The sequence below is a fragment of the Telmatospirillum siberiense genome (assembly GCF_002845745.1).
Taxonomy (GTDB): domain Bacteria; phylum Pseudomonadota; class Alphaproteobacteria; order Rhodospirillales; family Magnetospirillaceae; genus Telmatospirillum; species Telmatospirillum siberiense.
In genome coordinates, this window is the sequence record NZ_PIUM01000001.1 from 412,722 (window position 1) to 437,101 (window position 24,380).

Here is a 24,380-nt window from a genome sequence, read left to right on the forward strand (position 1 = left end):
GTCCCACCGGCACAAAGCCTCTGATTGTATTTACCTCTGGAGGGCGCCAGTCGACATGGCAAAGATATTGATCGTCGACGATTCGGCGCTGATGCGTCGCCACTTGAAGGAGATCCTCGAAGCCAAGGGTGGCTACGAAGTGATGGCTGTTCGCAATGGCGTCGAAGCGCTGGAGGCGTTGGAGCCGTTCCAGCCGGACGTTATCACGCTGGATGTGAACATGCCGGAGATGGATGGCCTGACCTGTCTGTCGCATATCATGGCCCGCCGCCCGACGCCGGTGGTCATGGTGTCGTCCCTGACGCAACGGGGGGCCGAGGTCACCTTCGAAGCCCTGGCCTTGGGCGCTGTGGACTTCATCCACAAGCCGGATGGCACCATATCGCTCAATGTCGATCGGGTCGAACGGGAGATTCTGGAAAAGGTCAAGGCGGCGAGCCGGGCCCGCTTGCGCCGCTCGACGGGGCTGCAACAACGGCTGCGCGATCAGCGGGCGGATCGGAGCGATCGCCGGGAACGGCAGGGCGGGGGCGGCGCCTCCCCTTCGGCGCGTTTGGCGGTGGACGATTTCGGTGTCGTCATCATCGGCGTTTCCACGGGCGGTCCGGGGACGTTGGAGGAAATTCTGCCCTGCCTTCCCGCCGACTTCCCTTGGCCGGTGGTGGTGGCTCAGCATATGCCAGGCAGTTTCACCGCGATCTTCGCCCGGCGTCTGAATGATATGTGCCGGATGCCGGTGATCGAGGCGGCCCAGATGATGCCGCTGAAGCCTGGGGTAATCTATATCGCCAAGGGCGACGCCGACGTCGTCATCGGGAAACGTGCAACCGGTTGGGTGGTCAACCCGATGCCGGGCGGCAGTCAGTTTCTCTGGCATCCCAGCGTCGAACGCCTGGTGGACAGCGCCTTGCACGCCATGGCGTCCGAAAACGTCATTGGCGTTTTGCTGACCGGCATGGGCGACGACGGCGCCGATTCCATGTGCGAACTGAAACGGCGCGGCGGGCACACCATCGCCCAGGACGAGGCGAGCTCGGTGATCTGGGGCATGCCCGGCGAATTGGTCAAACGCGGCGGGGCCGATCTGGTCCTGCCGGCCGGACGCATCGCCGGACAACTGACGGCCTGGCTCAAGCAGACCGTGACCACCAGGGAGGATCGCCATGGTGCTCGTTAAGGCAGGCGGGCAAAGAACATTGGTCCTGGCGGAGCCGTCCCGCGATCCGGCGGTATTGCTGGCCGACCTTTCGGCTGCCGAGCCGTCGGTCCGCCGGGCAGCCGCCCGCGATCTCGCCCCCCATCCCGAAGCCGCGATGGCTCTGTGCGACCGACTGGAGGTGGAGGCCAGCCCCAGTGTGCGGGCGGTACTGCTGACCAGCCTTATCCATCTGCAGTCGCCGACGGTCGCCATGCGTTTGGCGTCCCTTTTGCGCAGCGACGATGTGCCCTTGCGCAATGCCGCCATTGAAGCCCTGCAAGAGATGCCCGATGCCGTCGCCCCCCATTTGCGGGACCTTCTGGCCGACGAAGACAGCGATGTGCGCATTTTCGCCGTCAACATTCTGGGCGCATTACGCCACGGCCAAGCCCCCCAATGGCTGACTGATGTGGTGCGCTCCGACCCGCATATCAATGTTTGCGCCGCCGCGGTGGACGGCTTGGCGGAAATCGGTGGACCGGAAACATTGATCGATTTGGAGGCGCTGCGCCGCCGGTACGAGGGTAACCCCTTCATGGAATTCGCCATCGATGCGGCCATGCGCCGTATCCGGGGGCATTGATGGCAGCCTTGTTCGCCACGCGCCAGAAGGATCCGTCTCCCGCCATGACCGACGAGGAATATGCGAAATTCTGCGAATTTTTCTATCGGAAGACGGGCATCCAGTTTCAGGCCGGCAAGAAATACTTCGTCGACCGGAGAGTTGCCGATCGTATTGAGAAGACCTGCTCTGAATCATTCCGTGACTATTTCACCATGGTGCGTTTTCAAGTGACCGGCGAGGAACTGCAGTTCCTGGTCAATGCGATGACCGTGAACGAGACCTATTTTTTTCGCGAGGATTATCAGTTCGATGCCCTGATCGGCGGCATTCTGCCGGAGGTCGCGCGGAGCAAACGCCGTAACGAGCCCATTCGCATCTGGTCGATCCCATGCTCGTCGGGCGAAGAACCCTATTCCATCGCCATCAGCATTCTCGAACGCTGGTCCCAGGCTGATTCCTGGAACATCGAGATTTCCGCCTCGGACATCGACAGCAAGATTCTTCACGAGGCGCGGACGGGTCTATTCGGCGAGCGATCGGTGTCACGAGTGTCGGCGCAGCTACGCTCTAAATATTTCCTCCCTCGACCCGACGGCAGTTTCCAGATTTGCGATGAGCTGCGCGAGTCCATCGACTTCTCGCTGGTCAATGTCGTCAATCCGCTGCACACCCACCGCTTCCGCGACATCGACGTGATCTTTTGCCGCAATCTCCTCATTTATTTCGACGATGTCGGCCGGCGCGAGACCGTCGAGATGTTTTTCGACGCTTTGAGCCCCGGCGGCTTTGTCTGCCTCGGCCATTCCGAAAGCATGAGCCGGATGTCCTCGATCTTCCTGCCCCGGAAATTCGGCGAAACCATCGTCTATCAGAAGCCTTTGTCCGCGGAGTGACCGCTGTGAGCGAATCGATGGCCAGAAGCCGGGAAAGCGAGATGAACGGAGCTCCGCCGCACATTCTGGTGGTCGATGACGGCATCACCATGCGGATGTTCTATCGTTCGGTCCTGGAGGCGGCCGGATTCATGGTCGAAGAGGCCACCAACGGGATGGAAGGCTACGAAAAGGTTCTGGCCCAGCCGTTCGATCTGATGATCGTCGACATCAACATGCCGAAGATGGACGGCTATTCGATGATCCGGACGATCCGCAACGATCCCGCCGTCCGCATGATCCCGGCTGTGGTCGTCAGCACCGAGGCGGCGGCGAAGGACTCGGCCAGAGCCCTTGAGGCCGGGGCTAATTTCTATCTGGTCAAGCCGGTGGCGCCCGAGGACCTGACCGAAGTGGTTCGCATGATCGTCGGGGTCGCGGCATGAGTACGCCGCTTCTCGATCGTTTCGTCTCCGAGGCGCGCGATCTCCTTCAGTTGGCGGCGTCCGGCCTGCTGGTCCTGGAGCGCAATCCGGCCGACGAGGCCGCCATCAATGACGTCTTCCGCTCCGTCCATACGCTGAAAGGCTCGGCCGGATTGTTCGATTTCCCGGCCTTCACCAAACTGGTGCACGCGGGCGAGGATGTCTTGAGCGCGGTGCGGGACGGCCGGCTCGGCCTGACGTCGGAACTGGTCGACACTCTGCTCGATACCCTCGACCAGACCGGCGCCTGGATCGACGCCATCGCCAGCGACGGCGTCCTGCCCGCCGGTGCCGATGGCCTGTCCAAGGAGATGACGGCGGCCTTGCGGGCGCTTCTGCCGGGCGATTTTGGAACGCCCGAAGCCGAGGCTCCCATCGCGCAAACCGGGGATCTGGTGGAACTGGACTGGCTGGCGGGCCTGCCGGAACAAGACCGACTGGCGGCCTTCTCCGCCGCCGTAGGCGGCGCCGGGCTTCTCGCCATCGAGTATGTGCCGCTGGAGGACTGCTTCTTCAGCGGCGAGGATCCTTTCGCCCTGCTGCGGCAGGTGACCCCGCTGCATAGTCTGAGCATCGAGGCGGGCGAACCCTGGCCGGAGATCGACAACCTCGACCCCTATCGCTGCGTTCTGCGCTTTCGAGCACTGACCACGGCGCCGCGCGCCGATATCGAAGCCTTGTTCCGCTATGTCGTCGAACAGGTGCGGGTGGCCGCCGTTCCACCTCCGGCCCTGATATCGGTCGGGGGCGATCGCCACGAGGGGCCGGTTTACGGGGATTTCGTCGATGACGCGCGCCGTCTGATCGTCGCCGGCGATTGGCCGGCATTCCGGCAGGCCATCGGAGCGCTGCGGCAATTCACCGCCCCGACTTTGCGGGTGGGATCGGCCCTTCGGTGGCTCGAAGTCGTGCTTGCCGCCCCCGATCCGGTCCCGGGTTGGCTGAGCGGGTTGGTGGATTGTATTGCCGACGGCGATGCCGATCTCGTCCTGCCGGCCGCCTCCGGCCCGGCTCCGGCAACGGTCTCTGCCGTTGCTCCGGTCCCCCCGCCGATCCCGTCAAGCCCCGGACGGACCGGCCTTGGAACCATTTCTCCGATGGCGATCCGCATCCTGGAAAGCCAGCGAACTCTCCTCGGCCTGCCCTTGCCGCCCGGGGGGTTGGCGGCGCGCCTTGATTCGGTGGCTCGGACGGTTGCCAATCTGCTGGTCGCCGAGGCACGCAGGGCAACCGATTCGGCCCTCTGGTCGGCTGCCGTCGACGCCGCCATGGCGCAGGACGGCGTGGCTCCAGTCGTCGAGATTCTTGACCAGTGGCTGACGCCGGATGGCATGTCGGCGGCAGACGCGATGCCGACGCCCGGCGATCAAACCCGGCGTCGGGCCGAAACGGGAGATCATCCCGGCGGAGAGGTCAAACAGGCAAGCCGTGTCCTGAAGGTCGACCAGGCCAAGGTCGATGCGCTGATGACCCTGATCGGCGAATTGGTCGTATCGAAGAACAGTCTCCCCTTTTTGGCCAGGCGGGCCGAACAGGTTCACGGCTCGCGGGAGATGAGCCGCGAAATCAAGGATCTCCATGCGGTGATCGATCGCCTGGCACAGGAGATGCAAACGGCCATCATGGCGGTCCGCATGCTCCCGGTCTCCGAAATGTTCGACCGCTTCCCGCGTCTGGTCCGCGACGTCGCGCGGAAATTGGGCAAGCGGATCGACCTGTCGATCGAAGGCGCCGATACGGAGGCCGACAAGAACATCATCGAGGCGCTCGGCGATCCGCTGCTGCACATCGTCAGGAATGCCATCGATCACGGCATCGAGACCCCCGATCTGCGGGAGGCCGCCGGGAAATCCCCGCAGGCCACCATCCTTCTCCGCGCCTTCCAGGAAAGCGATCAGGTGATCATCGAAGTGCTCGACGACGGTCGCGGCATCGACCCGGAGAAGATCAAGGCTTCGGCCCTGAAGAAGGGCGTCATCGACGAAAACTGCGCGGCTCGTCTGACTGATCAGGAGGCGGTCAACCTGGTCTTCACCCCTGGTTTCTCCACCGCCGCCAAGGTCTCGGACCTGTCGGGGCGCGGCGTCGGCATGGATGTGGTGGTCACCGGGGTGGAGAAAACCGGCGGCAGTGTCGCCATCACCTCGGTCAAAGGCCGGGGAACGACGGTGCGCCTGTCGCTGCCGCTCAGCATGGCGGTGACCCGGGTGATGGTGGTCGAGGCCGGCGGCGGCATGCTGTTCGGCATTCCGATGGAGCATATCGCCGAAACCGTCCGGGTGCATCGCGGCGCGGTCCGCCGCTTCAAGCAGGCCGAAGCGTTCGTTCTGCGTGACGCCATCGTGCCGCTGATTCGTCTCGAGGTCCTTCTGGGCATGCCGTCATCGGTGTGGATCGGCGATGGCAGCGAAGAGGATGCCGTTCTGGTGGTTCGTGTCGGCGGCAACCTGATCGGCCTGCTGGTCGATCATTTCCGCGAAGGCATGGACATCATCCTGAAGCCTTTCGACGGCATCCTGTCGGGCATTCGAGGCTATTCCGGTTCGGCCCTGCTGGGTGATGGGCGGGTTCTCCTGGTCCTCAATCTGAAGGAGTTGCTTTAGCCATGCCCTTCACCTTCACCAAGAACACCGTCACAGCCAAGGAGACCTGCACCGTCGAGGACGCCCTGCCGCTGTTGGAGTTTCTGCAGTCCCACCCGCATGCGAAGATCAATCTGGGACCCTGCGACCATCTGCATACCGCGATTTTGCAAGTCTTGCTGGCCGCACGGCCGCAGATCACGCAAATGCCCGGAGATCCGCCGCTTGCCCATTGGCTGACGCAAACCCTGGGGTCTCCCGCGCGAAAGACGGCGAAATGACGGCGCCATTCATTCTGTCCGTATCGAACCGCAAGGGAGGCAGCGCCAAGTCGACGACCGTCGTCAATCTCGCCGCCGAATGGGCGGCCGGCGGCCGGCGGGTTCTGGTCATCGATCTCGATACGCAGGGCCACGCCGGGCTCGGCCTGGGGATCGAAGCGACGAAATCGATGCCCGGCGTCCATGATGTCTTTCGCGATCGTGGCGCCGACATCGCACCGGTCATCGTGGCGACCGCCTGGCCCAATCTCTGGTGCGCGCCCGCCGATCCATTGTATGACGGGGCGGATGCTCGGTTCGACGCCGTGTCGCTGAGGCGCCAGCTCCGCCGGCCGGAAATGGCCGCCTATGACGTGATCCTCCTCGACACGCCGCCATCGCTCGATTTGATCCTGACCAACGCCATGGCCGCCGCCGATGGGGTTCTCATCCCATTCCTGGCCCACGCTTTGTCGGCCGAGGGCGTCAAGCAGCTTTCACGGCTGTTCTACAAGATGGTCACCACGGTCAATCCCGACCTCAAGATGATGGGCTTGTTGCCGGTCATGGCCAGCCCGAGAATTGGCCATCATCGAGCGGTGATCGCCGACATCGGCCGCCAGTTCGGAGCCGATCGGATCTTGCGGCCGATCCGCACCGACATCCAACTCGCCGCAGCCTTCGCGGCACGAAAGCCAATCCGCCATTTCGCGCCGCGCTGCCGTGGTGCTCTCGACTATTTCCTGCTTGCCGACGAGTTGGCGAGTTCCTGGTGTTGGCCCGGGAAAGCCGGTGCAGCCGCCCTCCACGTCGCAAGGGAACGCCGCCTCGGAGGTCAGCTCCCCCTGAAATCAGCTTCGGATCTTTGAACAAACGGAAAAAGGGGCTCTTGATGCCTTCAACAATTTTTCTCGTCGATGATTCGGCGACCATCCTGATGAGCATGGAAGCGATATTGCGCAAGGCCGGCTTCATCGTCGCCAAGGCCGCCAGCGGTGAAGACGCCGTCGCCACGCTGCAAGGCGGCCTCAAGCCAAACCTGATGATCACCGATATCCATATGCCGGGCATGAACGGCATCGATCTCATCCGCAAGGTCCGCATCATGCCGGGGTGCCAATTCGTCCCGATTCTGGTGGTCACCACCGAATCCCAGCAGGCCAAACGCGATGAGGCCCGCGCCGCCAAGGCGACGGGATGGCTGGTCAAACCGGTGCAACCCGACGATCTGCTGAAAGTCGTCAAACAGATACTGCCCAACGGATGACGGGCGGCGTCAAGTCCGGCCGCGGCGGTCTCTTCGCGGCGAACGAAAGGCGCGCGCGAATCCGGCTGACCGTGCTGGCGGGCATTCTGCTGGGGGCTTCCGTCGCCGCGGCGACGGTCTTCAATGGTTCCATCATCGCCGCGCTCGCCTCGCTTGGCGGGATCTCGCTCGGGTATCTGCTGGGCCGCAAGGACGGCCCGATGCCGGCGACGATCCGGAGCCGAATGTTCCGGGTTGCCGACGATCTCGCTCAATATCGGGCCTTTACCCGGTTGCTCCGCGATCAGGGCGCCCGCATCACCAAGACCACCGGTGACGCGGCGATGGCGCTGGTGGCCGGCATCGGGGAAATCGACGCCTCCGTGGATCGGCTGAGGGCCCTGGCCGAGCGTATCGCATCAAGGGATGCCGAGGAGCTAGGGCCCTTGGCCGACGCCCTCGGCGCCTCGGTGGTCGAGATGCTGGGGCAGCTTCAATTTCAGGACGTCACCCAGCAGCAGATCGATTTTCTGGCCCGGCTGTCGCTGATCGTCGACCAACACATGATCGAACTGGCCGGTCAGTTGGGGGATCGCCGTTCAGCCGATCGTATCGGCGATTTCAAGGACATGTTCAATAAGGCCTTGGACGACTGCGTGATGACCAGCCAACGTGAAGACCATCATGTCGCCCTCGGGCTCGACTTGCATGAATCGAATGGCCTAAAGGTCGAACTGTTTTGAAATTCGCCAGATGAAGAAAAAGCGATAAAGGCTTCGGACTATGATATATCACAATACTGTCCCGGCCTATGGTCGAGTGACTCTCGTCATCACCGTTCTGTTGGCTGTTCTTCTCGGTGAAATATCTGTTGGAATATTTTCCATAACTTCGTTTCTCCCGGCAGTCGGCTTGCGTTTGGTGATGGCGGGTCTGGCCACGACAATTTTCTTCGCCTGGAGCCGGCGGCGGGAGACGGTTGTCGCGGCGCCAAGCGATGGACCGATCCACGTTGATCCGTCAATGCTCGCCATGGACACACCGATTGCCGGTGAAGCTGCGGGGCCTTTCCGTTGTGGTGACTGCATTTCCGAAAAAATCTCATATTTTCGCCAGTTTGCCGATGCTGTGACGGAAGAGACCTCGGGCGTTGTCATCGATACCGAGAAAAATGCCGCGAGACTGATGTCCGACCTGAATGTGGTCGAGGGTAGTCTGGAAAGTCTGCTCGCCTTCATCAACAGCAATAACGACCATGTCGTGCAGATCATCAAGGGGACGGAACACCAACTTGATCGCAGCCGATCCTTGGTTGATCAGTTTTCCGCCGAACGGCAACGCGATGCCGAAAACGTACAGAAGGCAATGGAGGGCATCGGCGGTGTGGTCGCCAATCTCGAAAAAATGGTTCAAACAGTCCGCGGCATTGCCAGATCAACCCGCATGTTGGCGCTAAACGCGACGATCGAAGCCGTTCGGGCGGGGGAGGCGGGAAAAGGATTTGCCATCGTCGCCTCCGAGGTCAAAACCCTGTCACTGCAATCGGATCAGGCCGCCATCGAGATCGGAACCGGGATCGACGAACTGCAAGCTGCCGTCGCCAACAGCCTCAACACCATCATCGGAGAGCGCAATCGGAAGGAAGAGAACGGCTTCCTGGTGATTTCCAATGCGGTCGGCGACTTGACGGAAAACATGAAGAAACTCATCGCCCATCAGCGCGATACCTTGGACAGGGTGCAGAGCGAAAATGAAAAGATGGGTGAGCCGATTATGGAGATGATCGGCTCGATCCAATTCCAGGATGTGGTCAAGCAACGACTCGATGCGTTGACTCGTTGCTCGACCCGCATTTCGGATGCCGTCGACGTGACGATGAAGGACATCGCCAACGGCGCGGCAAGCACCTTCGAAGAGATGGGCAGCCTGATGCGCTCGCATATCGATCAGACCGTTTCCTCGGCGATTGCGGAACTCAAGACCGAACGCCGAACGCTGTCAAGTCGCGGAGAACAGCAAACGGGGGGCAGCGCCATCGAGCTGTTCTAATACCCGGTCTTGATGAATGTCTCTTATCGAGACCGGGTATGAGCGTTCCTGCAAAAGGTATCGCGGCCGAGGCTCTCCGGTCTGCCCGTCCTCCGAAGAACTCAGGCCAGGCGATAGCAGTCGCGGCCGGCCCGTTTCGCCTCCAAAAGAGCTTCGTCGGCGCGATTGACGGTATCTGAGAACCCTTCTCCGGGCTGATGTTCGGCCAGGCCGATGCTGGCGGTGATCTTGATGCCGGTGCCGGGCGCTTCACCGGGCATGGGCTTTCGTTGCAGGCTTTCCCGGACTCTTTCGATCACCGAACATGCGGCGCCGATCGATGTTTGCGGCAGCAGGATCAGAAATTCCTCGCCCCCCCATCGGCCGCACAGATCATATTCGCGCAACGCCCTCTGCATGGCGCCGGCCACTTCGATCAGCGCCCGGTCGCCGAGATCGTGGCCATAGAGATCGTTCACCTGCTTGAAATGGTCGACGTCGAGCATGGCCAGGGTGTAGCTGTGCCCCTGACGTTCGGCCCGTTGGGTTTCCATCTTCAATTGATCGACCAGCATCCGGCGATTGGCCAGTCCGGTCAGATGGTCGCGGGTCGAGGCGTCCTGAAGCGCGTTGTTGAGTTCGCGCATCATGTCCTGGTAGCGATCGGAGATGCGGACCGCTTTTTCCAATCGGCGAAGTTCTCGATCGTAACGCTGCTGCAGCGAGATCGTCTGGTCGAACGCCATCTTTTGATAACCGTCGGAAATATGGGCGATGCGTTCCAGGCGGTTCAAATGGTCGCGGCTCTGCGTCCAAAGTCGGTTCAGCGCGTCCCGCAGGGGATGACCCTCATATTGGGAATCGGCCAACAGGTCTTCGATGATGTCGTCCAGGGGGCGCCGATCGGGGGGCATGTTCCGATTTCAGTCGTTGCGGGGTTGGATGTCGAAAGGGAACGAGCAGTCTTCACGGAATTCCCCGGCCAGTTCCGCGACCCGTTCGTTCCGGCTGTCGTAGTACCAGGTCACCGCGACGATCCGGCTTTTGCCATGGGCCACCTCCAGCAGATCGAAAATGTCCATCATCGCCTTGATGCTGCTGGTGTTCAGATAAATCAATCGCAGTTCCAGCGTCAGCGGCCTGTCGCCGGTCTCCAGATAGCGTTCGACCCAGGAGATGACGGGGCCGAACAGTTCCAGCGTGTTTTCGGGATAGGAATCGCCCTGCATGAAGATCCGGCCGGCCGCTCCGTCGGTCCGGATGTCGGGTGTCGATTGCGTGCCGGGGATGCAAAGATCATCGATTATCATGGTCGCTTCTTCGGTCATATTGTGGCGCGCAGGCTGAAAAAGGCCTGCTCTCCGGTCAGTTCCGTCAGGCTGGCCACCATGGGCGCCGAAGACCTGCGGGCAATGTCGAGCAAACCGAGCCCCGCCCCTTGATGCGGCTCGGTGCTTCGCGGTCTATGAAGCTGTTCCTTGTAGGCTGCTTTCAATTGGCTCTTGTCGAGACCGGCGAGGGCCGTGACGCGGGCGAGCAATGCCCGGCCATCCGCCGCCTCGACCAGATTGCCCGCCGAAACGGCGTACCGGCCTGTTTCGTCGCGGGCGATCACCACGGTCGCCGAGGCTTCCTGCTCGCCATAGCCACGGTTGATAGAATAATGCCTGATATTTTGGCTCATTTCGATATAAGTGGCAAAGACGTCGGTGGCGGCGGAAGGTTGTGCGCGTTCGGCTTGCAAATAATTTTTTAAAGCATTGCCGATTTCTTCAATCAAACTTCGGGAAATCGGACCATTGAAGCAAAGAAGAATGTGCTGCTTTGTGAAATATTCACGCATCGAATAAAGATCTGATGCTTCCATCATGTTTTCGTATTCCCGGGAGCGTCATCGAATCGAAAGGAAAGAACCGTAATGTCGTCGCGTTGCGGATGTCCATCCTGATATCGGGCGAGCGTTTCGGCAATGGCCAGTTTTTGCAAGGCGAGATCCAGCTTGGCATGATGGCGGATCATCGCGATGAACCGGCTTTTGCCGAAGCCGAATCCATGTTCACCGCCGGCCTGGTCGAGAAAGCCGTCGGTTGTCAGATAGTAGGTGCGGTCAGGTATCAGGGGGAGGTCCCGGTCCGCATAGGTGCCGGGCTTGCGTTCGCCCAGCGCCCGCCGGTTGCCGGTGACTTCTTCGACGGTCTCGCCGTCACTCCAGTAGAGCGAGATCTTGGCGCCGGCGAACAACAGCCGACGTCCGGAGCGGTCGATGTAGACCAGTCCCGCGTCCATGTTGGTGGCGACGGCCTTGGCCATCTGCCCGTCTTCGATCATGGCGCGCATCGACGCATCGGTTCGCGATAGAACGGCGGCCGGCGACCGGGGGCCGACCTCGCTCAGCGCGTGGTCGATGGCGGCGCGGGCCAGCATGGTCATCAGGGCGCCGGGAACGCCATGGCCGGCGCAGTCGACGACTCCCAGCAGGCAATTGGCGTCATCTTCCCGAAATACGTAGAAATCGCCGCCGACGGTATCTCGAGGTTGCCAGAAAATGCAATGGTGCGGCCCCAGCAATCGGAGCATCTGCCGGTCGGGAAGGATGGCCCGTTGAATGAGGCTGGCGTAATCGATGGAGTCTCCCAGTTTCTTGTGCGCCGTGGCCATTTCTCGATGGGTCGCCTCAAGTGCGGCGGTCCGTTCCAGGACCTTGCGTTCCAGCTCTTCCGTGTAGCGTTTGACTCGGTCGGCCATGATGGCGAAGGCTTGGCTCAGTTCGCCGATCTCATCGGTGGAGCCGGTCGGCAACGCCACATCGTAATGGCCGGCGGCCATGGCGCGGGCCGAGGATTGCAGGCGGTGCAGCGGCCGTAGGACAAGGACATCCACCGCATAGCTGAACCCGATCAGCAGCAGGGTCAGCAACAGGCCGACGGCCACCACGGCAGGCGCGATCCAACCGGTGTCCAGGAAGCGGGCGGCGTCGAGATCGACCGCCGTCAGCACATGCCACTGCAGTTCGGGAATGAAGCTGTCAACGATCAACTGGCGCTTGCCATCGAGAACCACCCAGGCGGTCGTCGGATGCCCGGCCTGTTGCTCGGCCGTCTGCATGGCTTTTTGCAGAGCGTGCCGGCTGACGACATCCCCTATCAGGGTCAGCAGCGTGGGGGCGGCATTTTCGGCGCCGCTGCCTCCGTTCATGACGATCAGGCTGGTGTCGCGGTGCGCCTGGATGACCCCCTTGCGATCGATGATCATCGGCGTGACGCCGGCGGCATCGCTCGCCAGGAAGTCTGCGATGAAGCTCGTCAGGTCGAGGCCGGTTCCGGCCAGTCCGATCTTCCGGTCCCCGTCCTTCACCACGACGTTGAACCAGAGCTTGGTCTGATTGACCGCGACATCGGTGTCGGCATTGATATTGAAGCTGTCGATTTTGCGCATGCTGGCGAAATACCAGGCGTCTTTCTTTTCGCCGGCCTTCAGCGTCTCGACCGGCGTCTGGCCGGACTGGCCGGCGTCGCCGAAATAATGGTTCAGGCTGGAATCGACCACCAGGAACCAGGAATGGTCGCGGAAGGCCCGGCGGTAGCCGTCCATTTCGGTAAACAGAAGGCGCCGTTTTTGCTCGTTTCCCTCGTCCCCCATCCATTGACGGACGAATTCGGAATCCGCCAGCCTCAGGGACAAGGCCAGTTCGCGACTGACCGGGGCCAGGATTTTCTGACTGCTGAGTTCGTTCAGATTTCGGGCATAGGCCATGCCGATACCCTCGCGGATGCCGTTAAGCGCCTGCCTCCCCATCAGGGTGGCTGGTAACAGCGCGATCAGGCAGGCCGACAGCAGCGCCAGCATGGATTTGCCGCGAAGACCAAGCCGCCAAGCGGCTATCGCCGGGATGCCCATCCCGGCTGGAGCGTTCAGATCCTTCAAGAGTCGTTCCTGATTATTATTATGTGCGCCGAAAACGGCGAAACGTTCGGCGGGTCAGACAATAACCCGGCCGTGAAATAAGGCAAAGCACCCGAGTGCTGTTTATTTCATCAGGGTTTTCTCTGGGAGAATGGGGAAAGGGGTGCCGGCATCAGTCGTTCATGACGAGGGGGCTGGTTCGTTCGTTTCGAATGGATGGTCCCGCCGGACCGATGGGACGGCGATGCCGTATTTCGCTTGAAACGAGGATGAGAGAGCGGTCCAGCTTGGCGGTGACGGCCCTATCGATCGTCTCGTAGAGACGGGGCAGGATGCAGCCGGTGAAGATTTCCGTGCATAGAAGTATCGGCATGAGCCAAAGAAAGTCGTGCGTCGGGCCGGATTCCGCGGACGGAAGATCGGGTGAGGCATCTCCGTCCGGCATGGCGCGAGCTCCCGTCTGCTATTGTTCCTTCGTCGTCACAATCTTTGGCAGGCCGATGTTCGGCGATGGCATCCATCGCCGATTTGGCGGAATTTTCCTGTGGCGAAAACCAGCATAGCCTTTCGCGCGGAAAGACCGTTTTAAGTGATGTTAAGAGATGTTTCCGCCTGCCTGGGCAGGGTCAGGCGGACGGTCAATCCACGCGGCTCATGGTCGAGTAACCGGATATCGCCGCCATGGTTTCTCACGATATCGCGGGCGATCGACAGGCCAAGACCGAAGCCGCCGCGTTCGGATGAGGGACGTGCGCTGTTACCTTTGAAAAAAGGTTCGAAAACCTTTTCCCGCAACGGTTCGGGAATGCCGGGCCCGTTATCGGATATGTCGATCCGGACGGCGCCCCGTGGCTGCGGGCTCAGGACCACGAAGACCCCGGGGCCATGTTTGGTGCCGTTGTCGATCACATTGGTGATGGCGCGGGTCAGGGCGTGGGCCCGGCAGGCGAAGGGATGCCGTCCAGGGCCTTCATAGGCGACGGGGAAACCGACGTCGCCGAATTCGTCGCAGATGGTTTGGATCATGCTCGGCAGATCGACCAGATGGACCGGTTCGCTTCTGCCATTGTCGCGCAGATAGGTCAGTGTTTCGCCGATCATGTCGTTGATCGTCGTGATGTCCTGGAGCATTCCGTCGCGGGTCTTGGCGTCGTCCATCCGCTCGGCGCGCAGCCGCAGCCGGGTGAGCGGCGTGCGGAGGTCGTGGCTGATGGCCGCGAGCATGCGGGTCCGTTCATCGACCAGCGTGCGGACGCGCTTGCGCATGTCGTTCAAGGCCTCGGCGACCTGGGCGATTTCGCGGGGGCCGTTCTCGCTCAACGCTTCCTCCTTCGCCGTTGTTCGCCCGAAGGAGCGCGCGGCGGCGGCAATGGACGACAGGGGCGAGGTGATCCAGCGCAGGGCGTAGATCGATAGGAACACCGTGATGACGATGATGGCGCCGACGGCGAAAATCGTCGGCAGCACGATAAAATTACGGGAAAAGCGATGGGCTGCCTGGAAGATCAGGGCTTCTTCGCCATTGATGGGCACGGCGATGGCGTCTGGCCGGCCAGGCGGCGCCCGGTCGGCCAGCGCTTCGATTCCCCAGCTGTCGCGCAGGATCGTCTTGATCGATTTGACGAAAGGATTCGTCCCGGCGGCAGGATCGGAGTCCAGGCCCGACAGAGGCAGCCTTTCAACCTCGATGCCGAACCATCTCGCGGCGGCCATCACCAGGGCCCGTTCCTCCTGCGATCGGGGAGATAGCTCCTCCTTTACCAGCATGGCGATGCGGGCGGCGCGGGTGACGGCCAATACTTCGGGACTGCCGCGGCCGTTCAGGTCGAAAATGGTGATGAGGACCAGTGTCGTCAGGCCGACGGCCAGCAGGACGGCAGTGACGACGAGGGCGGTGATCTGCGCGGTGATGGTCCGCGGCAGGAGGCGGCGGGCGGGGATCACGAGGCCTCGACGCCGGGAGTGAAGATGTAACCGCCGAGGCGCACCGTCTTGATCAGGGTGGGGTCGCGTGGATCGGGCTCGATCTTCTGGCGGATACGGCTGACATGGACGTCGATGCTCCGTTCGATCGGGCCGGCGAGCCCGCCATGCGTCAAGTCGAGCAGTTGTTCGCGGGACAGAACGCGGCCGGGGTTCTGACAGAAGGCGAGCAGCAGATCGAACTCGGCGCTGGTCGTCGTCACGCGTACGCCATCGGGGTTGTAGAGTTGTCGCTCGACGGGGTCGACCCGCCATCCGACGAAATGCAACGCGGTCAGCCGGTCGGACGCCACCGTCCCGGCGATGCGGGCTCGGCGCAGCAACGCCCGGATGCGGGCGACCAGTTCCCGGGAATTGAACGGCTTGGTGACGTAGTCGTCGGCCCCGATCTCAAGGCCGATGATCCTGTCCATATCCTCGCCGAGGGCCGTCAGGATGATGATCGGCACACCAGATTCGGTTCGTAGCCGCCGGCAAATGCTGAATCCGTCCTCGCCCGGCAGCATGACGTCGAGCAGGATCAGATCGATATCCCGCCGTTCCAGCACCTGGTCCATTTCCTCGCCCGACGTGACGCTGCGGGCGGCAAATCCGTTTTCCGTCAGCACATCCGAAAGCATGCGGGCGATTTCCGCGTCATCCTCGACGAGCAGGATGCGGGTGGGGGCGTCGGTGGCGTTGGCATGGGGAACCGGCATTGCGAGACCGCGCATTATGGAAGTGGAATGGGTGATTTTCCCCGATCGCGGCGTGCCCGTCAGCAGGGGAAATGTGTTTTTTTATGTCGATTTTTCCTCAATCGCCCATATTTAACTTATAAATTATGTTATTAATAAATTTACATCTTTATTTTTTGGAAAATAAGCTATTGCTATCGATTGTGTGCGCATATTAGAACTTAGGTTATCGATGCACATAATACTAATGTGCAATATCGTGCCGATGGGGTCAGTTTCCCGGAGTTTCCTGCATGGCGGATGGTACTTTGATTCCGGTGGCGGCGGATTTCGCCGCCCAGGCTCATGTCGATGCGGCTGGGTATGAGCGTCTCTATCGATCGTCTGTGGAAGATCCGGAAGGGTTTTGGCGCGAACAGGCGCGGGCTATCGACTGGATCCGGCAGCCGACGCTGATCAAGGAGACGAGTTTCTCTGCCGGCGATGTGCATATCCGGTGGTTTTCCGATGGCACTCTGAACGCCTCGGTGAATTGCCTCGATCGTCACCTGCCGGCCAAGGCCGATAAGCCGGCCATCCTTTGGGAGGGCGATGAGCCTGGGGAAAGCCGGACCGTCACCTGGCGGGAACTGCATGACAGGGTCAACCGTCTGGCCAACGCCCTGAAAGGCTTCGGCGTCGGCAAGGGGGACTTCGTGACCATCTATCTGCCGGTCATTCCGGAAGTGCTGGTCGCCATGCTCGCCTGTGTTCGCATCGGCGCGGTCCATTCCGTAGTGTTCAGCGGCTTTTCCGCGGAATCGCTGGCGGGGCGGGTTGCCGATTGCCGGGCGAAGCTGTTGATCACCGCCGACGAGGGGCACCGCGGGGGACGCGTCCTTCCCCTGAAGCGCCAAGCCGACGCCGCCCTGGCCGGTATCTCGCATCAGGTCGACCATGTGGTGGTCGTGCGCCGTTCGGGTGCCGACGTTTCCTTCACGCCGGGCCGCGATCACTGGTATGACGAGATCGTCGAAGCCGCCGATCCCGTTTGCCCGCCGGAGGAAGTCGGGGCGGAGGATCCGTTATTCGTGCTTTACACGTCCGGTTCGACGGGAAAGCCGAAAGGGCTGGTGCACACCACCGGAGGATATCTGGTCCATGTGGCGACCAGTTGGAAAAACATTTTCGACTATCACGATGGCGATATCCATTGGTGCACGGCCGACGTCGGCTGGGTGACGGCCCATTCCTACAAGATTTACGGGCCAATGCTGAACGGCGCGACCATCGTCATGTTCGAAGGTGTCCCGACGTGGCCGGATCACTCGCGCTGGTGGTCGATCATCGAGAAGCTGAAGGTTTCCATTTTCTATACCGCGCCAACGGCCATCCGGTCGCTGATGCGTGACGGCGAGGCCCCGGTCCGGAAACACGACCTGTCGTCCTTGCGGGTGCTGGGATCGGTCGGTGAACCGATCAATCCGGACGCCTGGACCTGGTATCACCGGGTCATCGGCGGCGGACGCTGCCCGATCGTCGATAATTACTGGCAGACGGAAACAGGCGCCGTGATGCTGGTCCCCCTGCCGGGCGCCACGCCGTTGAAACCGGGGGCCGCGGCCAAGCCCTACTTCGGTATCCGTCCCGTGCTGCTCGACGCCGGAGGCAAGCCCGTCGAAGGGACGGGGACCGGAAATCTTTGCTTCGCCGAGTCCTGGCCGGCCCAGGCGCGGACGATCCTGCATGATCACGAGCGCTTTCTGAATACCTATTTCTCGCCTTATCCCGGCCATTTCTTCAGTGGCGACGGGGCAAAGCGGGACGAGGACGGCTATTACTGGATCGCCGGACGGGTCGACGACGTCATCAACGTCTCCGGGCATCGCCTGGGGACCGTCGAATTGGAGAGCGCCATCGGATCCCATCCGGCGGTCGCCGAATCCGCCGTCGTCGGATTTCCGCACGAGATCAAGGGGCAGGGGGTCTTTGCCTATGTCACCTTGAAGGCCGATTTCGAGGAAACCGAGGCCCTGCGCCAGGAGATCGTCGATTGGGTCCGCCGTCGTATCGGACCCATCGCCACTCCCGACGTCATTCAATGGGCCGCCGCCTTGCCGAAGAACCGTGCCGGAAAAATCCTGCGCCGCATCTTGTCGAAGATCGCCGCCAACGATTTCGCCAATTTCGGCGACGTGACCACCCTGGCCGAACCTGAGGTGGTGAACGACATCGTCGAGCGCCGCCGTCACGCCATCGGACATATCCCGGAACTCGCATCCTAACGGAGGGTCAAGCCATGTCTTTGCCAACATTCCTTCGCCCCATCGCCAGCGTCTTGCTGGGCGTCATCGCCACCACCACCCTGGCCACGTCGGCGCGTGCCGCCGGGAAGCTTGATGAGATTCATATCGATTACGCCTATTACAGCCCGGTCAGCCTGGTTCTGAAGGAGAAAGGGTTCCTTGAGGAGGACCTGAAGAAGGACGGCATCGCCGTCAAATGGGTGTTGTCGCTGGGAAGCAACAAGGCGCTTGAGTTCCTCAACGCCAAGAGCCTTGATTTCGGTTCGACCGCCGGTGGCGCCGCGCTTCTGGCCCGGATCAACGGCAATCCGGTGAAGTCGATCTATGTTTCGTCGAAGCCCGAATGGACGGCGCTGGTGACGCAGGGAAAATCTCCGATCCAGAAAGTGTCCGATCTGGCCGGCAAGAGGATTGCCGTAACCCGCGGCACCGATCCGCACATCTTCCTGATCCGGGCGTTGGCCGATTACGGCCTGACCGACAAGGACGTCAAACTGGTTCTGCTACAGCATCAGGACGGTCGTCTCGCGCTGCAGAAGGGTGACGTCGACGCCTGGGCCGGCCTGGATCCGTTGATGGCGCAGGCCGAGGTCGACGATGGCGCCCGCCTGTTTTACCGGAACGCCGAGAACAACACCTATGGCGTGCTGAACACGCGCGAAGACGTGATCAGCGATCATCCCGAACTGGTCGCCCGCGTCATCGCGGCCTATGAGAAAGCCCGGTCGTGGGCGCTCGCCCATCCGGCGGAATTGAAGAAGATCATAGCCGACAATGCCAAGATTTCCGAGGCGGTCGCCGCCCGGCAATTGGAGCGCACCGACCTTTCCAATCCGGTGATCGGGGATCGTCAGAAAGACACCATCCAGGCCGCCGGCCTGGCTCTCCAGCAGGCCGGCGTCATCCCTGCCGATGTCGATGTGCGGGCGGTCTCATCTGCCCTGATCGAGCCGAAGTTTACCAGCCGGATCGCGGTGAAGTGACCGTCACGCATCCTTCCGATCCCTACAACGAGGTGGCGCCGGCATCCTTGCCGGCGGTCACCGCGCCTTCGCGACGGACCGGGGAGGAGGACGCTTCCGTTGTTTCGGCGAGACCGGGTCGTCGCTGGAACTGGCTGCTCGGCCTGATCGTGCCGGTCGGGTTGGCCGTGGGATGGGAAATCGCCGTCGCCGCCGGCCTTGGCGATGGTCGTCTGCTGCCGCCCCCCTCGAAGATCATTGCGACCTTGTCCGCTTTGGCCGCCACGGGAGAATTGCTCAGCCATATTGTCGCAACCTTGTGCCGCGTCGCCCTCGGGTTCGTCTTCGGCGTGCTGGCGGGAACGTTCCTTGGGGCCTTGACCGGTTATTCGACCCTGGCGCGCGCGCTTCTCGATCCCACATTGCAGGCGTTGCGGGCCATTCCTTCGATCGCCTGGGTTCCGGTGTTCATCCTGTGGTTCGGTATCTTCGAGACGTCGAAGGTGATCCTGATCGCCGTCGGCGTCTTCTTTCCCATCTATCTGGCCTTGTCCGGCGCCATTCTCGGTGTTGACCGCAAATTGGTGGAAGTGGCGAGGATCTTTCGTTTCTCCGGTCCCGAGATGGTTTGGCGGGTGTTGTTGCCGGCCACCTTGCCGGCCTATGTCATTGCGCTGAGAGCCGGTCTGGGCTTGGGGTGGATGTTCGTCGTCGCCGCCGAATTCATGGGGGCCAGCGAAGGGCTGGGCTTTCTGCTGGTCGATGGACAGATGACCGGCCGGCCGCAGACCGTGCTGGCTTCCATCGCCGTCTTCGCCGTCCTTGGTAAGCTCACCGATTGGCTGTTGGCTCAGGGTTCGCTCCGCTTTCTGCGCTGGCAGGACGGTTTCAATCCGACGGCCTAGTGCATTGAATTATTCAGATGATTCAATGCACTAGCTTCTGCAAGAGCGAAAAATCTCCGCTTTTTCAACGCTCAAGCGCCGCGCAGGCTGGAGTGCATAGACGAAATTGTTGAATCCTCTATTTGTGTCAATGCACTAGGGTGATCTCATGCTGACGCTTTCAAATCTTTCGAAACGCTATTCCAACGGTCACTTGGCTCTTTCCGGCATCGATCTTTCGGTTGGGCCTGGAGAAATTTTGGGCGTCGTCGGGGGGAGCGGATGCGGCAAGAGCACCTTGCTTCGTCTCATCTCGGGACTGGAGACGCCGAGCGACGGGCGCATCGAGATCGGAGGATCGCCGGTCAGCGGTCCGCGCGACGAGGTTGGTTTCGTATTCCAGGAGCCGCGCCTGATGCCGTGGCTGTCCATCGACGATAATGTGGCGTTCGGCATCCGCCACCTGGCGCGGGAAGAGCGGGATGTCCGGGTGAGGGAGGCGTTGGTCCGGGTCGGTTTGGCGGGATTTGCCGGTCATTGGCCGCGCGAACTGTCGGGCGGCATGGCTCAGCGCGCCGCCTTGGCCCGCGCCCTGGTGGGGCGGCCGCAGATCCTGCTGCTGGATGAGCCGTTCAGCGCGCTGGATGCGCTGACCCGCAACGATCTGCAGGAACATCTGCTGGATCTTTGGGCCTATGATCGCCCGACCATGGTGCTGGTGACGCATGATATCGAGGAGGCATTGGCCCTTTCCGACAGGATCGTCGTCATGCAGCCGGCCCCGGGGCGCGTCCAAGTGACCGTGACGCCGCCATTGTCCAGGCCGCGTGATCGTGCGAGCCTGGAATTTCAGGAGTGGAAGCGGCATCTGTTGGCCGAACTGCACCATTCGTTCGTCAGACCGGCGCGCCAGGGCGATGAGCGGTTCCCCGCCGCCGCCATCTGAAGGCCGCTTCGGGAAGGAGCAAGAATGAACGCCGAGGATCTACGCGCCCTGCAGGCGCCGTTGAAGGACAAATACCGAAATGACGCGGACTCCGCCGTCGTCACCCTGACGGCCAGGGGTGAATTGGACGAGGCGAAGATCGTCTGCAAGGTCGAAACCGGTCGCGCCCTGGTCGAAGCCGGCCTGCATCCGGCCACCGGTGGCGATGGCGGCGAGGCCTGCTCGGGCAACATGCTGCTCGAAGCCCTGGTGGCCTGCGCCGGGGTGACCTTGAAGGCGGTGGCGACGGCCCTGGGCATCACCTTGCGTGGCGGTACCGTCGCGGCCGAGGGGGATCTGGATTTTCGCGGCACGCTGGGGGTGGCCAGGGATGCGCCGGTCGGCTTCCGGGCCGTCCGCCTCCGGTTCGACCTGCAGACGGACGCGTCCGAAGAACAGGTCGCCTCGCTGGTCAAGCTGACCGAACGCTACTGCGTCATCTATCAGACGCTGCGCAATCCGCCACCGCTTAGCCTGGATATCGACGTTCATGAGTGATTGGAGCAAATTCCAGGCTGAGACCCTGGCCGCACAGGCGTTGGGCCTGATCGACGAGGCGAGCGGGGCGATCATCCCGGCGATCCATCCCTCGACCACCTATCTCCGCGATCCCGACAACGGCTATCGCCGGGGGCGGATCTATGCGCGGGCCGACAATCCCACTTTCGAGCAGGCCGGGGCCTTGCTCACGGCGCTGGAGGGCGGGGCGGACAGCCTGCTGTTCGCCTCCGGCATGGCGGCGGCGACCGCCGTGTTCCTGGCTCTTTCGCCCGGCGACCATGTGGTGGTGCCCAAGGTGATGTATTGGGCCTTCCGGGCCTGGCTGCATGAGACGGCGACCCATTGGGGGCTTCGGGTCGAGGAAGTCGACACCACGGATCTCGATGCGGTGCGTTCGGCCCTCCGACCCGGCGAGACCAGGCTGGTCTGGCTGGAGTCTCCCGCCAATCCGCTGTGGTCGGTGAGCGATATCGCCGCCATTGCCGATCTCGCCCATCGGGCCGGAGCCCGGCTTGCCGTCGATTCCACCGTCGCCACGCCGGTCTTCACCCGGCCGCTGGATTTGGGCGCCGATATCGTCATGCATTCGGCGACAAAGTATCTGAACGGTCATTCCGACGTGGTGGCCGGCACCCTGACGACGGCGAAGCAGGATGAGTTCTGGGCGCGGATTCGCCAGGTTCTGGTGCGCCACGGCGGTATTCTGGGACCCTTCGAGGCCTGGCTTCTGCAACGGGGCATGCGGACCCTGTTCGTCCGTGTGAAGGCCGCCGCCGCCAGTGCCCAGCGTTTGGCCGAGCGTCTGGCCGCCCACGGGAAGGTAAGCGCCGTGCTTTATCCCGGACTGCCCGGTTTTCCCGGCCATGATCTGGCCGCGCGGCAGATGCGGGGCGGCTTCGGCGCCATGCTGTCGATCAGGGTCAAGGCCGGAGAGGCGGCCGCCATCGGCACCGCGGCCAATGTGGATCTGTGGAAGCGGGCGACGTCGCTGGGTGGCGTCGAAAGCCTGATCGAACACCGTGCCAGCATCGAGGGGCCGTCTTCGCCGGTGCCGTCCGATCTCTTGCGCCTGTCGGTCGGACTGGAAGCGGCGGACGATCTGTTCGACGATCTGGATCAGGCCTTGCGGCGGGCGGGAGAGCGGGCATGACGACGATGGACGGTCCTCTCGTCTATTCCGACGCCAAGCTGCGCCGGATCCTTTCCTCGGTGCGGACCATCGCCATGGTGGGAGCTTCGGCCAACTGGAACCGGCCCAGCTATTTCGTCATGAAGTATCTGCAAAGCAAGGGTTACCGGGTGATTCCGGTCAATCCCGGCCTGGCCGGCCAGCAGTTGCAGGGCGAGACGGTCTATGCCCGCCTGGCCGATATCCCCGATCCGGTCGACATGGTTGACGTGTTCCGCGCCGCGGATGCCGTACCGGGCATCGTCGAGGAGGCCATCGCCATCAAGGCCAGGGTGGTCTGGATGCAGTTGGGCGTGCGCCATGACGCGGCCGCCGCCAATGCGGAGGCCGCCGGACTGGAGGTGGTGATGGACCGCTGCCCGAAGATCGAGTTCGGTCGTTTGGGCGGAGAACTGTCGTGGAGCGGGGTCAACACCGGCCTGATTCTCAATCGCGCCCCGCAGGCGCCGACCGACCGTCACCGCAAGGAACGGCCGCTTCCCTCCCGCAATATGGATTATGGGTTTGAAACCAAGGCCATCCATTCCGGCGCCGCGCCCGATCCGACCACTGGGGCCCGCATCACGCCGATTTTCCAGACGGCGTCCTATGTCTTCGAAGATGTCGAGCATGCTGCGTCGCTGTTCAATCTGCACAATTTCGGAAATCTCTATTCCCGGCTGACCAATCCCACGGTTTCAGTGCTGGAGGAGCGCGTCGCCACCCTGGAGGGCGGACGCGCCGCCGTGGCCGCCGCCTCGGGGCATGCCGCCCAGTTTCTGACCTTTTTCACTCTTCTGGAGCCGGGCGACGAATTCCTGGCGTCGCGCAATCTTTACGGCGGCTCGCTGACCCAGTTCGGGCTTTCCTTCAAGAAGCTGGGCTGGAGCTGCCATTTCGTCGACCCCACCGATCCGGAGAACTTTCGCCGGGCGCTGACGCCGAAATGCAAAGCCATCTTCGTGGAAAGCCTGGCCAATCCGGGCGGTGTCGTGGTCGATCTGGAAGGCGTGGCGAAGGTCGCCCATGAGGCGGGCATTCCCTTCATCGTCGACAACACGCTGGCGACGCCTTTTCTCTGCCGCCCCTTCGACTGGGGGGCCGACATCGTCTGCCACTCGACCACCAAATTCCTGGCGGGACATGGCAATTCCCTGGGCGGCGTGGTGGTCGAGTCGGGGCGGTTCGACTGGGCGCAGAACGACAAGTTTCCCTCGATGAGCCAGCCGGAGCCGGCTTATCACGGCCTGAACTTTTACGAGACCTTCGGCGATTTCGGCTTCACCACCAAGGCACGCGCCGTGGCGCTCAGGGATTTCGGTCCGGCCTTGGCCCCGATGAACGCCTTTCTGACCCTGACCGGCATCGAGACCTTGCCGCTGCGCATGGAACGCCACGTCGCCAACGCGCAAGCCGTCGCCGAATTCCTGGAGGGCCATCCCGCCGTCGCCTGGGTGTCCTACGCCGGACTGCCGTCCAGCCGTTTTCACGATCTGGCGAAAAAATACATGCCGAAAGGGGCGGGGGCGGTCTTCACCTTCGGCGTCAAGGGCGGCTATGAGGCGGGAATCAAGGTCGTCGAGAGTGTCCGGCTGTTTTCCCATCTGGCCAATGTCGGCGATACCCGCAGCCTGATCCTGCATCCCGCCTCGACCACCCATCGGCAATTGACCGACGAGCAGCGGCTGGCGGCGGGAGCGGGACCGGATGTGGTCCGTCTGTCGGTCGGACTGGAGACCGCCGGTGATTTGATCCGCGATCTCGACCAGGCGCTGGCATAGCGGCAAGCCTCCGAG

24 protein-coding genes are annotated in these 24,380 nt (G+C 62.3%); 17 read left to right on the forward strand and 7 right to left on the reverse strand.

The features are described from left to right. Positions 1-55: 55 nt before the first annotated feature. The 10 genes from CWS72_RS01895 to CWS72_RS01940 all read left to right on the forward strand — a co-directional run bounded on the left by CWS72_RS01895 (position 56) and on the right by CWS72_RS01940 (position 9,257). Positions 56-1,177, forward strand: coding sequence for a protein-glutamate methylesterase/protein-glutamine glutaminase (locus CWS72_RS01895; RefSeq protein WP_101248840.1), 1,122 nt, complete (start codon positions 56-58; stop codon positions 1,175-1,177). After that, complete coding sequence (locus CWS72_RS01900) at positions 1,164-1,781, forward strand: HEAT repeat domain-containing protein (RefSeq protein WP_199175500.1); 618 nt, start codon at positions 1,164-1,166, stop codon at positions 1,779-1,781. The genes CWS72_RS01895 and CWS72_RS01900 overlap by 14 nt, the downstream gene beginning before the upstream one ends. Continuing rightward, on the forward strand, positions 1,781-2,656 hold the full coding sequence (locus CWS72_RS01905) for a CheR family methyltransferase (RefSeq protein ID WP_101248841.1): 876 nt from the start codon (positions 1,781-1,783) through the stop codon (positions 2,654-2,656). Before CWS72_RS01900 ends, CWS72_RS01905 begins: the two co-directional genes overlap by 1 nt. Positions 2,657-2,661: 5 nt before the next feature. After that, positions 2,662-3,081, forward strand: coding sequence for a response regulator (locus CWS72_RS01910; RefSeq protein ID WP_241911528.1), 420 nt, complete (start codon positions 2,662-2,664; stop codon positions 3,079-3,081). Then, entirely contained in the window at positions 3,078-5,723 is a 2,646-nt protein-coding gene (locus CWS72_RS01915) for a chemotaxis protein CheA (RefSeq protein WP_101248842.1), read from the forward strand. Before CWS72_RS01910 ends, CWS72_RS01915 begins: the two co-directional genes overlap by 4 nt. A gap of 2 nt (positions 5,724-5,725) precedes the next feature. After that, on the forward strand, positions 5,726-5,983 hold the full coding sequence (locus CWS72_RS01920; RefSeq protein ID WP_101248843.1) for a hypothetical protein: 258 nt from the start codon (positions 5,726-5,728) through the stop codon (positions 5,981-5,983). Next, positions 5,980-6,831, forward strand: coding sequence for a ParA family protein (locus CWS72_RS01925; protein ID WP_101248844.1), 852 nt, complete (start codon positions 5,980-5,982; stop codon positions 6,829-6,831). Before CWS72_RS01920 ends, CWS72_RS01925 begins: the two co-directional genes overlap by 4 nt. 23 nt (positions 6,832-6,854) lie before the next feature. After that, positions 6,855-7,229 (forward strand): response regulator, encoded by a 375-nt coding sequence (locus tag CWS72_RS01930; protein WP_101248845.1) that lies wholly within the window; start codon positions 6,855-6,857, stop codon positions 7,227-7,229. Next, a complete protein-coding gene (locus CWS72_RS01935) occupies positions 7,226-7,951 on the forward strand; it encodes a hypothetical protein (RefSeq protein ID WP_101248846.1) in 726 nt (241 codons plus the stop codon). The genes CWS72_RS01930 and CWS72_RS01935 overlap by 4 nt, the downstream gene beginning before the upstream one ends. Positions 7,952-8,027: 76 nt before the next feature. Beyond that, positions 8,028-9,257, forward strand: coding sequence for a methyl-accepting chemotaxis protein (locus CWS72_RS01940; RefSeq protein ID WP_158240468.1), 1,230 nt, complete (start codon positions 8,028-8,030; stop codon positions 9,255-9,257). A gap of 101 nt (positions 9,258-9,358) precedes the next feature. Here the strand turns inward: CWS72_RS01940 and siaD are convergent, their stop codons facing one another. The 7 genes from siaD to CWS72_RS01975 all read right to left on the reverse strand — a co-directional run bounded on the left by siaD (position 9,359) and on the right by CWS72_RS01975 (position 15,820). After that, positions 9,359-10,150: a biofilm regulation diguanylate cyclase SiaD gene (siaD, locus tag CWS72_RS01945; protein WP_101248848.1), complete on the reverse strand. Its 792-nt coding sequence runs from the start codon at positions 10,148-10,150 to the stop codon at positions 9,359-9,361. A gap of 9 nt (positions 10,151-10,159) precedes the next feature. Then, the gene (gene siaC, locus CWS72_RS01950) at positions 10,160-10,546 is read right to left on the reverse strand and encodes a biofilm regulation phosphoprotein SiaC (protein WP_274540577.1); all 387 of its coding nucleotides are present in this window, start codon (positions 10,544-10,546) and stop codon (positions 10,160-10,162) included. Between the two features lie 14 nt (positions 10,547-10,560). Continuing rightward, positions 10,561-11,106: a biofilm regulation protein kinase SiaB gene (siaB, locus tag CWS72_RS01955; protein ID WP_274540578.1), complete on the reverse strand. Its 546-nt coding sequence runs from the start codon at positions 11,104-11,106 to the stop codon at positions 10,561-10,563. Continuing rightward, the gene (gene siaA / locus CWS72_RS01960; RefSeq protein ID WP_206747692.1) at positions 11,103-13,160 is read right to left on the reverse strand and encodes a biofilm regulation protein phosphatase SiaA; all 2,058 of its coding nucleotides are present in this window, start codon (positions 13,158-13,160) and stop codon (positions 11,103-11,105) included. Before siaA ends, siaB begins: the two co-directional genes overlap by 4 nt. A gap of 151 nt (positions 13,161-13,311) precedes the next feature. Beyond that, positions 13,312-13,584 (reverse strand): hypothetical protein, encoded by a 273-nt coding sequence (locus CWS72_RS01965; RefSeq protein WP_101248850.1) that lies wholly within the window; start codon positions 13,582-13,584, stop codon positions 13,312-13,314. Between the two features lie 140 nt (positions 13,585-13,724). Next, a complete protein-coding gene (locus tag CWS72_RS01970) occupies positions 13,725-15,083 on the reverse strand; it encodes an ATP-binding protein (RefSeq protein ID WP_101248851.1) in 1,359 nt (452 codons plus the stop codon). After that, a complete protein-coding gene (locus CWS72_RS01975) occupies positions 15,080-15,820 on the reverse strand; it encodes a response regulator (RefSeq protein WP_199175501.1) in 741 nt (246 codons plus the stop codon). The genes CWS72_RS01970 and CWS72_RS01975 overlap by 4 nt, the downstream gene beginning before the upstream one ends. Positions 15,821-16,092: 272 nt before the next feature. Here CWS72_RS01975 and acs point away from each other — a divergent pair, with 272 nt between their 5' ends. The 7 genes from acs to CWS72_RS02010 all read left to right on the forward strand — a co-directional run bounded on the left by acs (position 16,093) and on the right by CWS72_RS02010 (position 24,365). Next, entirely contained in the window at positions 16,093-18,063 is a 1,971-nt protein-coding gene (gene acs / locus CWS72_RS01980) for an acetate--CoA ligase (protein WP_101248853.1), read from the forward strand. Positions 18,064-18,077: 14 nt separating this feature from the next. Next, complete coding sequence (locus CWS72_RS01985) at positions 18,078-19,067, forward strand: aliphatic sulfonate ABC transporter substrate-binding protein (protein ID WP_101248854.1); 990 nt, start codon at positions 18,078-18,080, stop codon at positions 19,065-19,067. Continuing rightward, positions 19,064-19,951, forward strand: a complete 888-nt coding sequence (locus CWS72_RS01990; RefSeq protein ID WP_241911529.1) for an ABC transporter permease — start codon at positions 19,064-19,066, stop codon at positions 19,949-19,951. Before CWS72_RS01985 ends, CWS72_RS01990 begins: the two co-directional genes overlap by 4 nt. 148 nt (positions 19,952-20,099) lie before the next feature. After that, complete coding sequence (locus tag CWS72_RS01995; RefSeq protein WP_101248855.1) at positions 20,100-20,876, forward strand: ABC transporter ATP-binding protein; 777 nt, start codon at positions 20,100-20,102, stop codon at positions 20,874-20,876. A gap of 24 nt (positions 20,877-20,900) precedes the next feature. After that, positions 20,901-21,413 carry an OsmC family protein gene (locus CWS72_RS02000; RefSeq protein ID WP_101248856.1) on the forward strand — a complete coding sequence of 171 codons (513 nt, stop codon included), beginning with the start codon at positions 20,901-20,903 and terminating at the stop codon, positions 21,411-21,413. Beyond that, entirely contained in the window at positions 21,406-22,566 is a 1,161-nt protein-coding gene (locus tag CWS72_RS02005; RefSeq protein ID WP_101248857.1) for a trans-sulfuration enzyme family protein, read from the forward strand. The genes CWS72_RS02000 and CWS72_RS02005 overlap by 8 nt, the downstream gene beginning before the upstream one ends. After that, positions 22,563-24,365: an O-acetylhomoserine aminocarboxypropyltransferase gene (locus tag CWS72_RS02010; protein ID WP_199175502.1), complete on the forward strand. Its 1,803-nt coding sequence runs from the start codon at positions 22,563-22,565 to the stop codon at positions 24,363-24,365. Before CWS72_RS02005 ends, CWS72_RS02010 begins: the two co-directional genes overlap by 4 nt. Positions 24,366-24,380 lie beyond the last annotated feature (15 nt).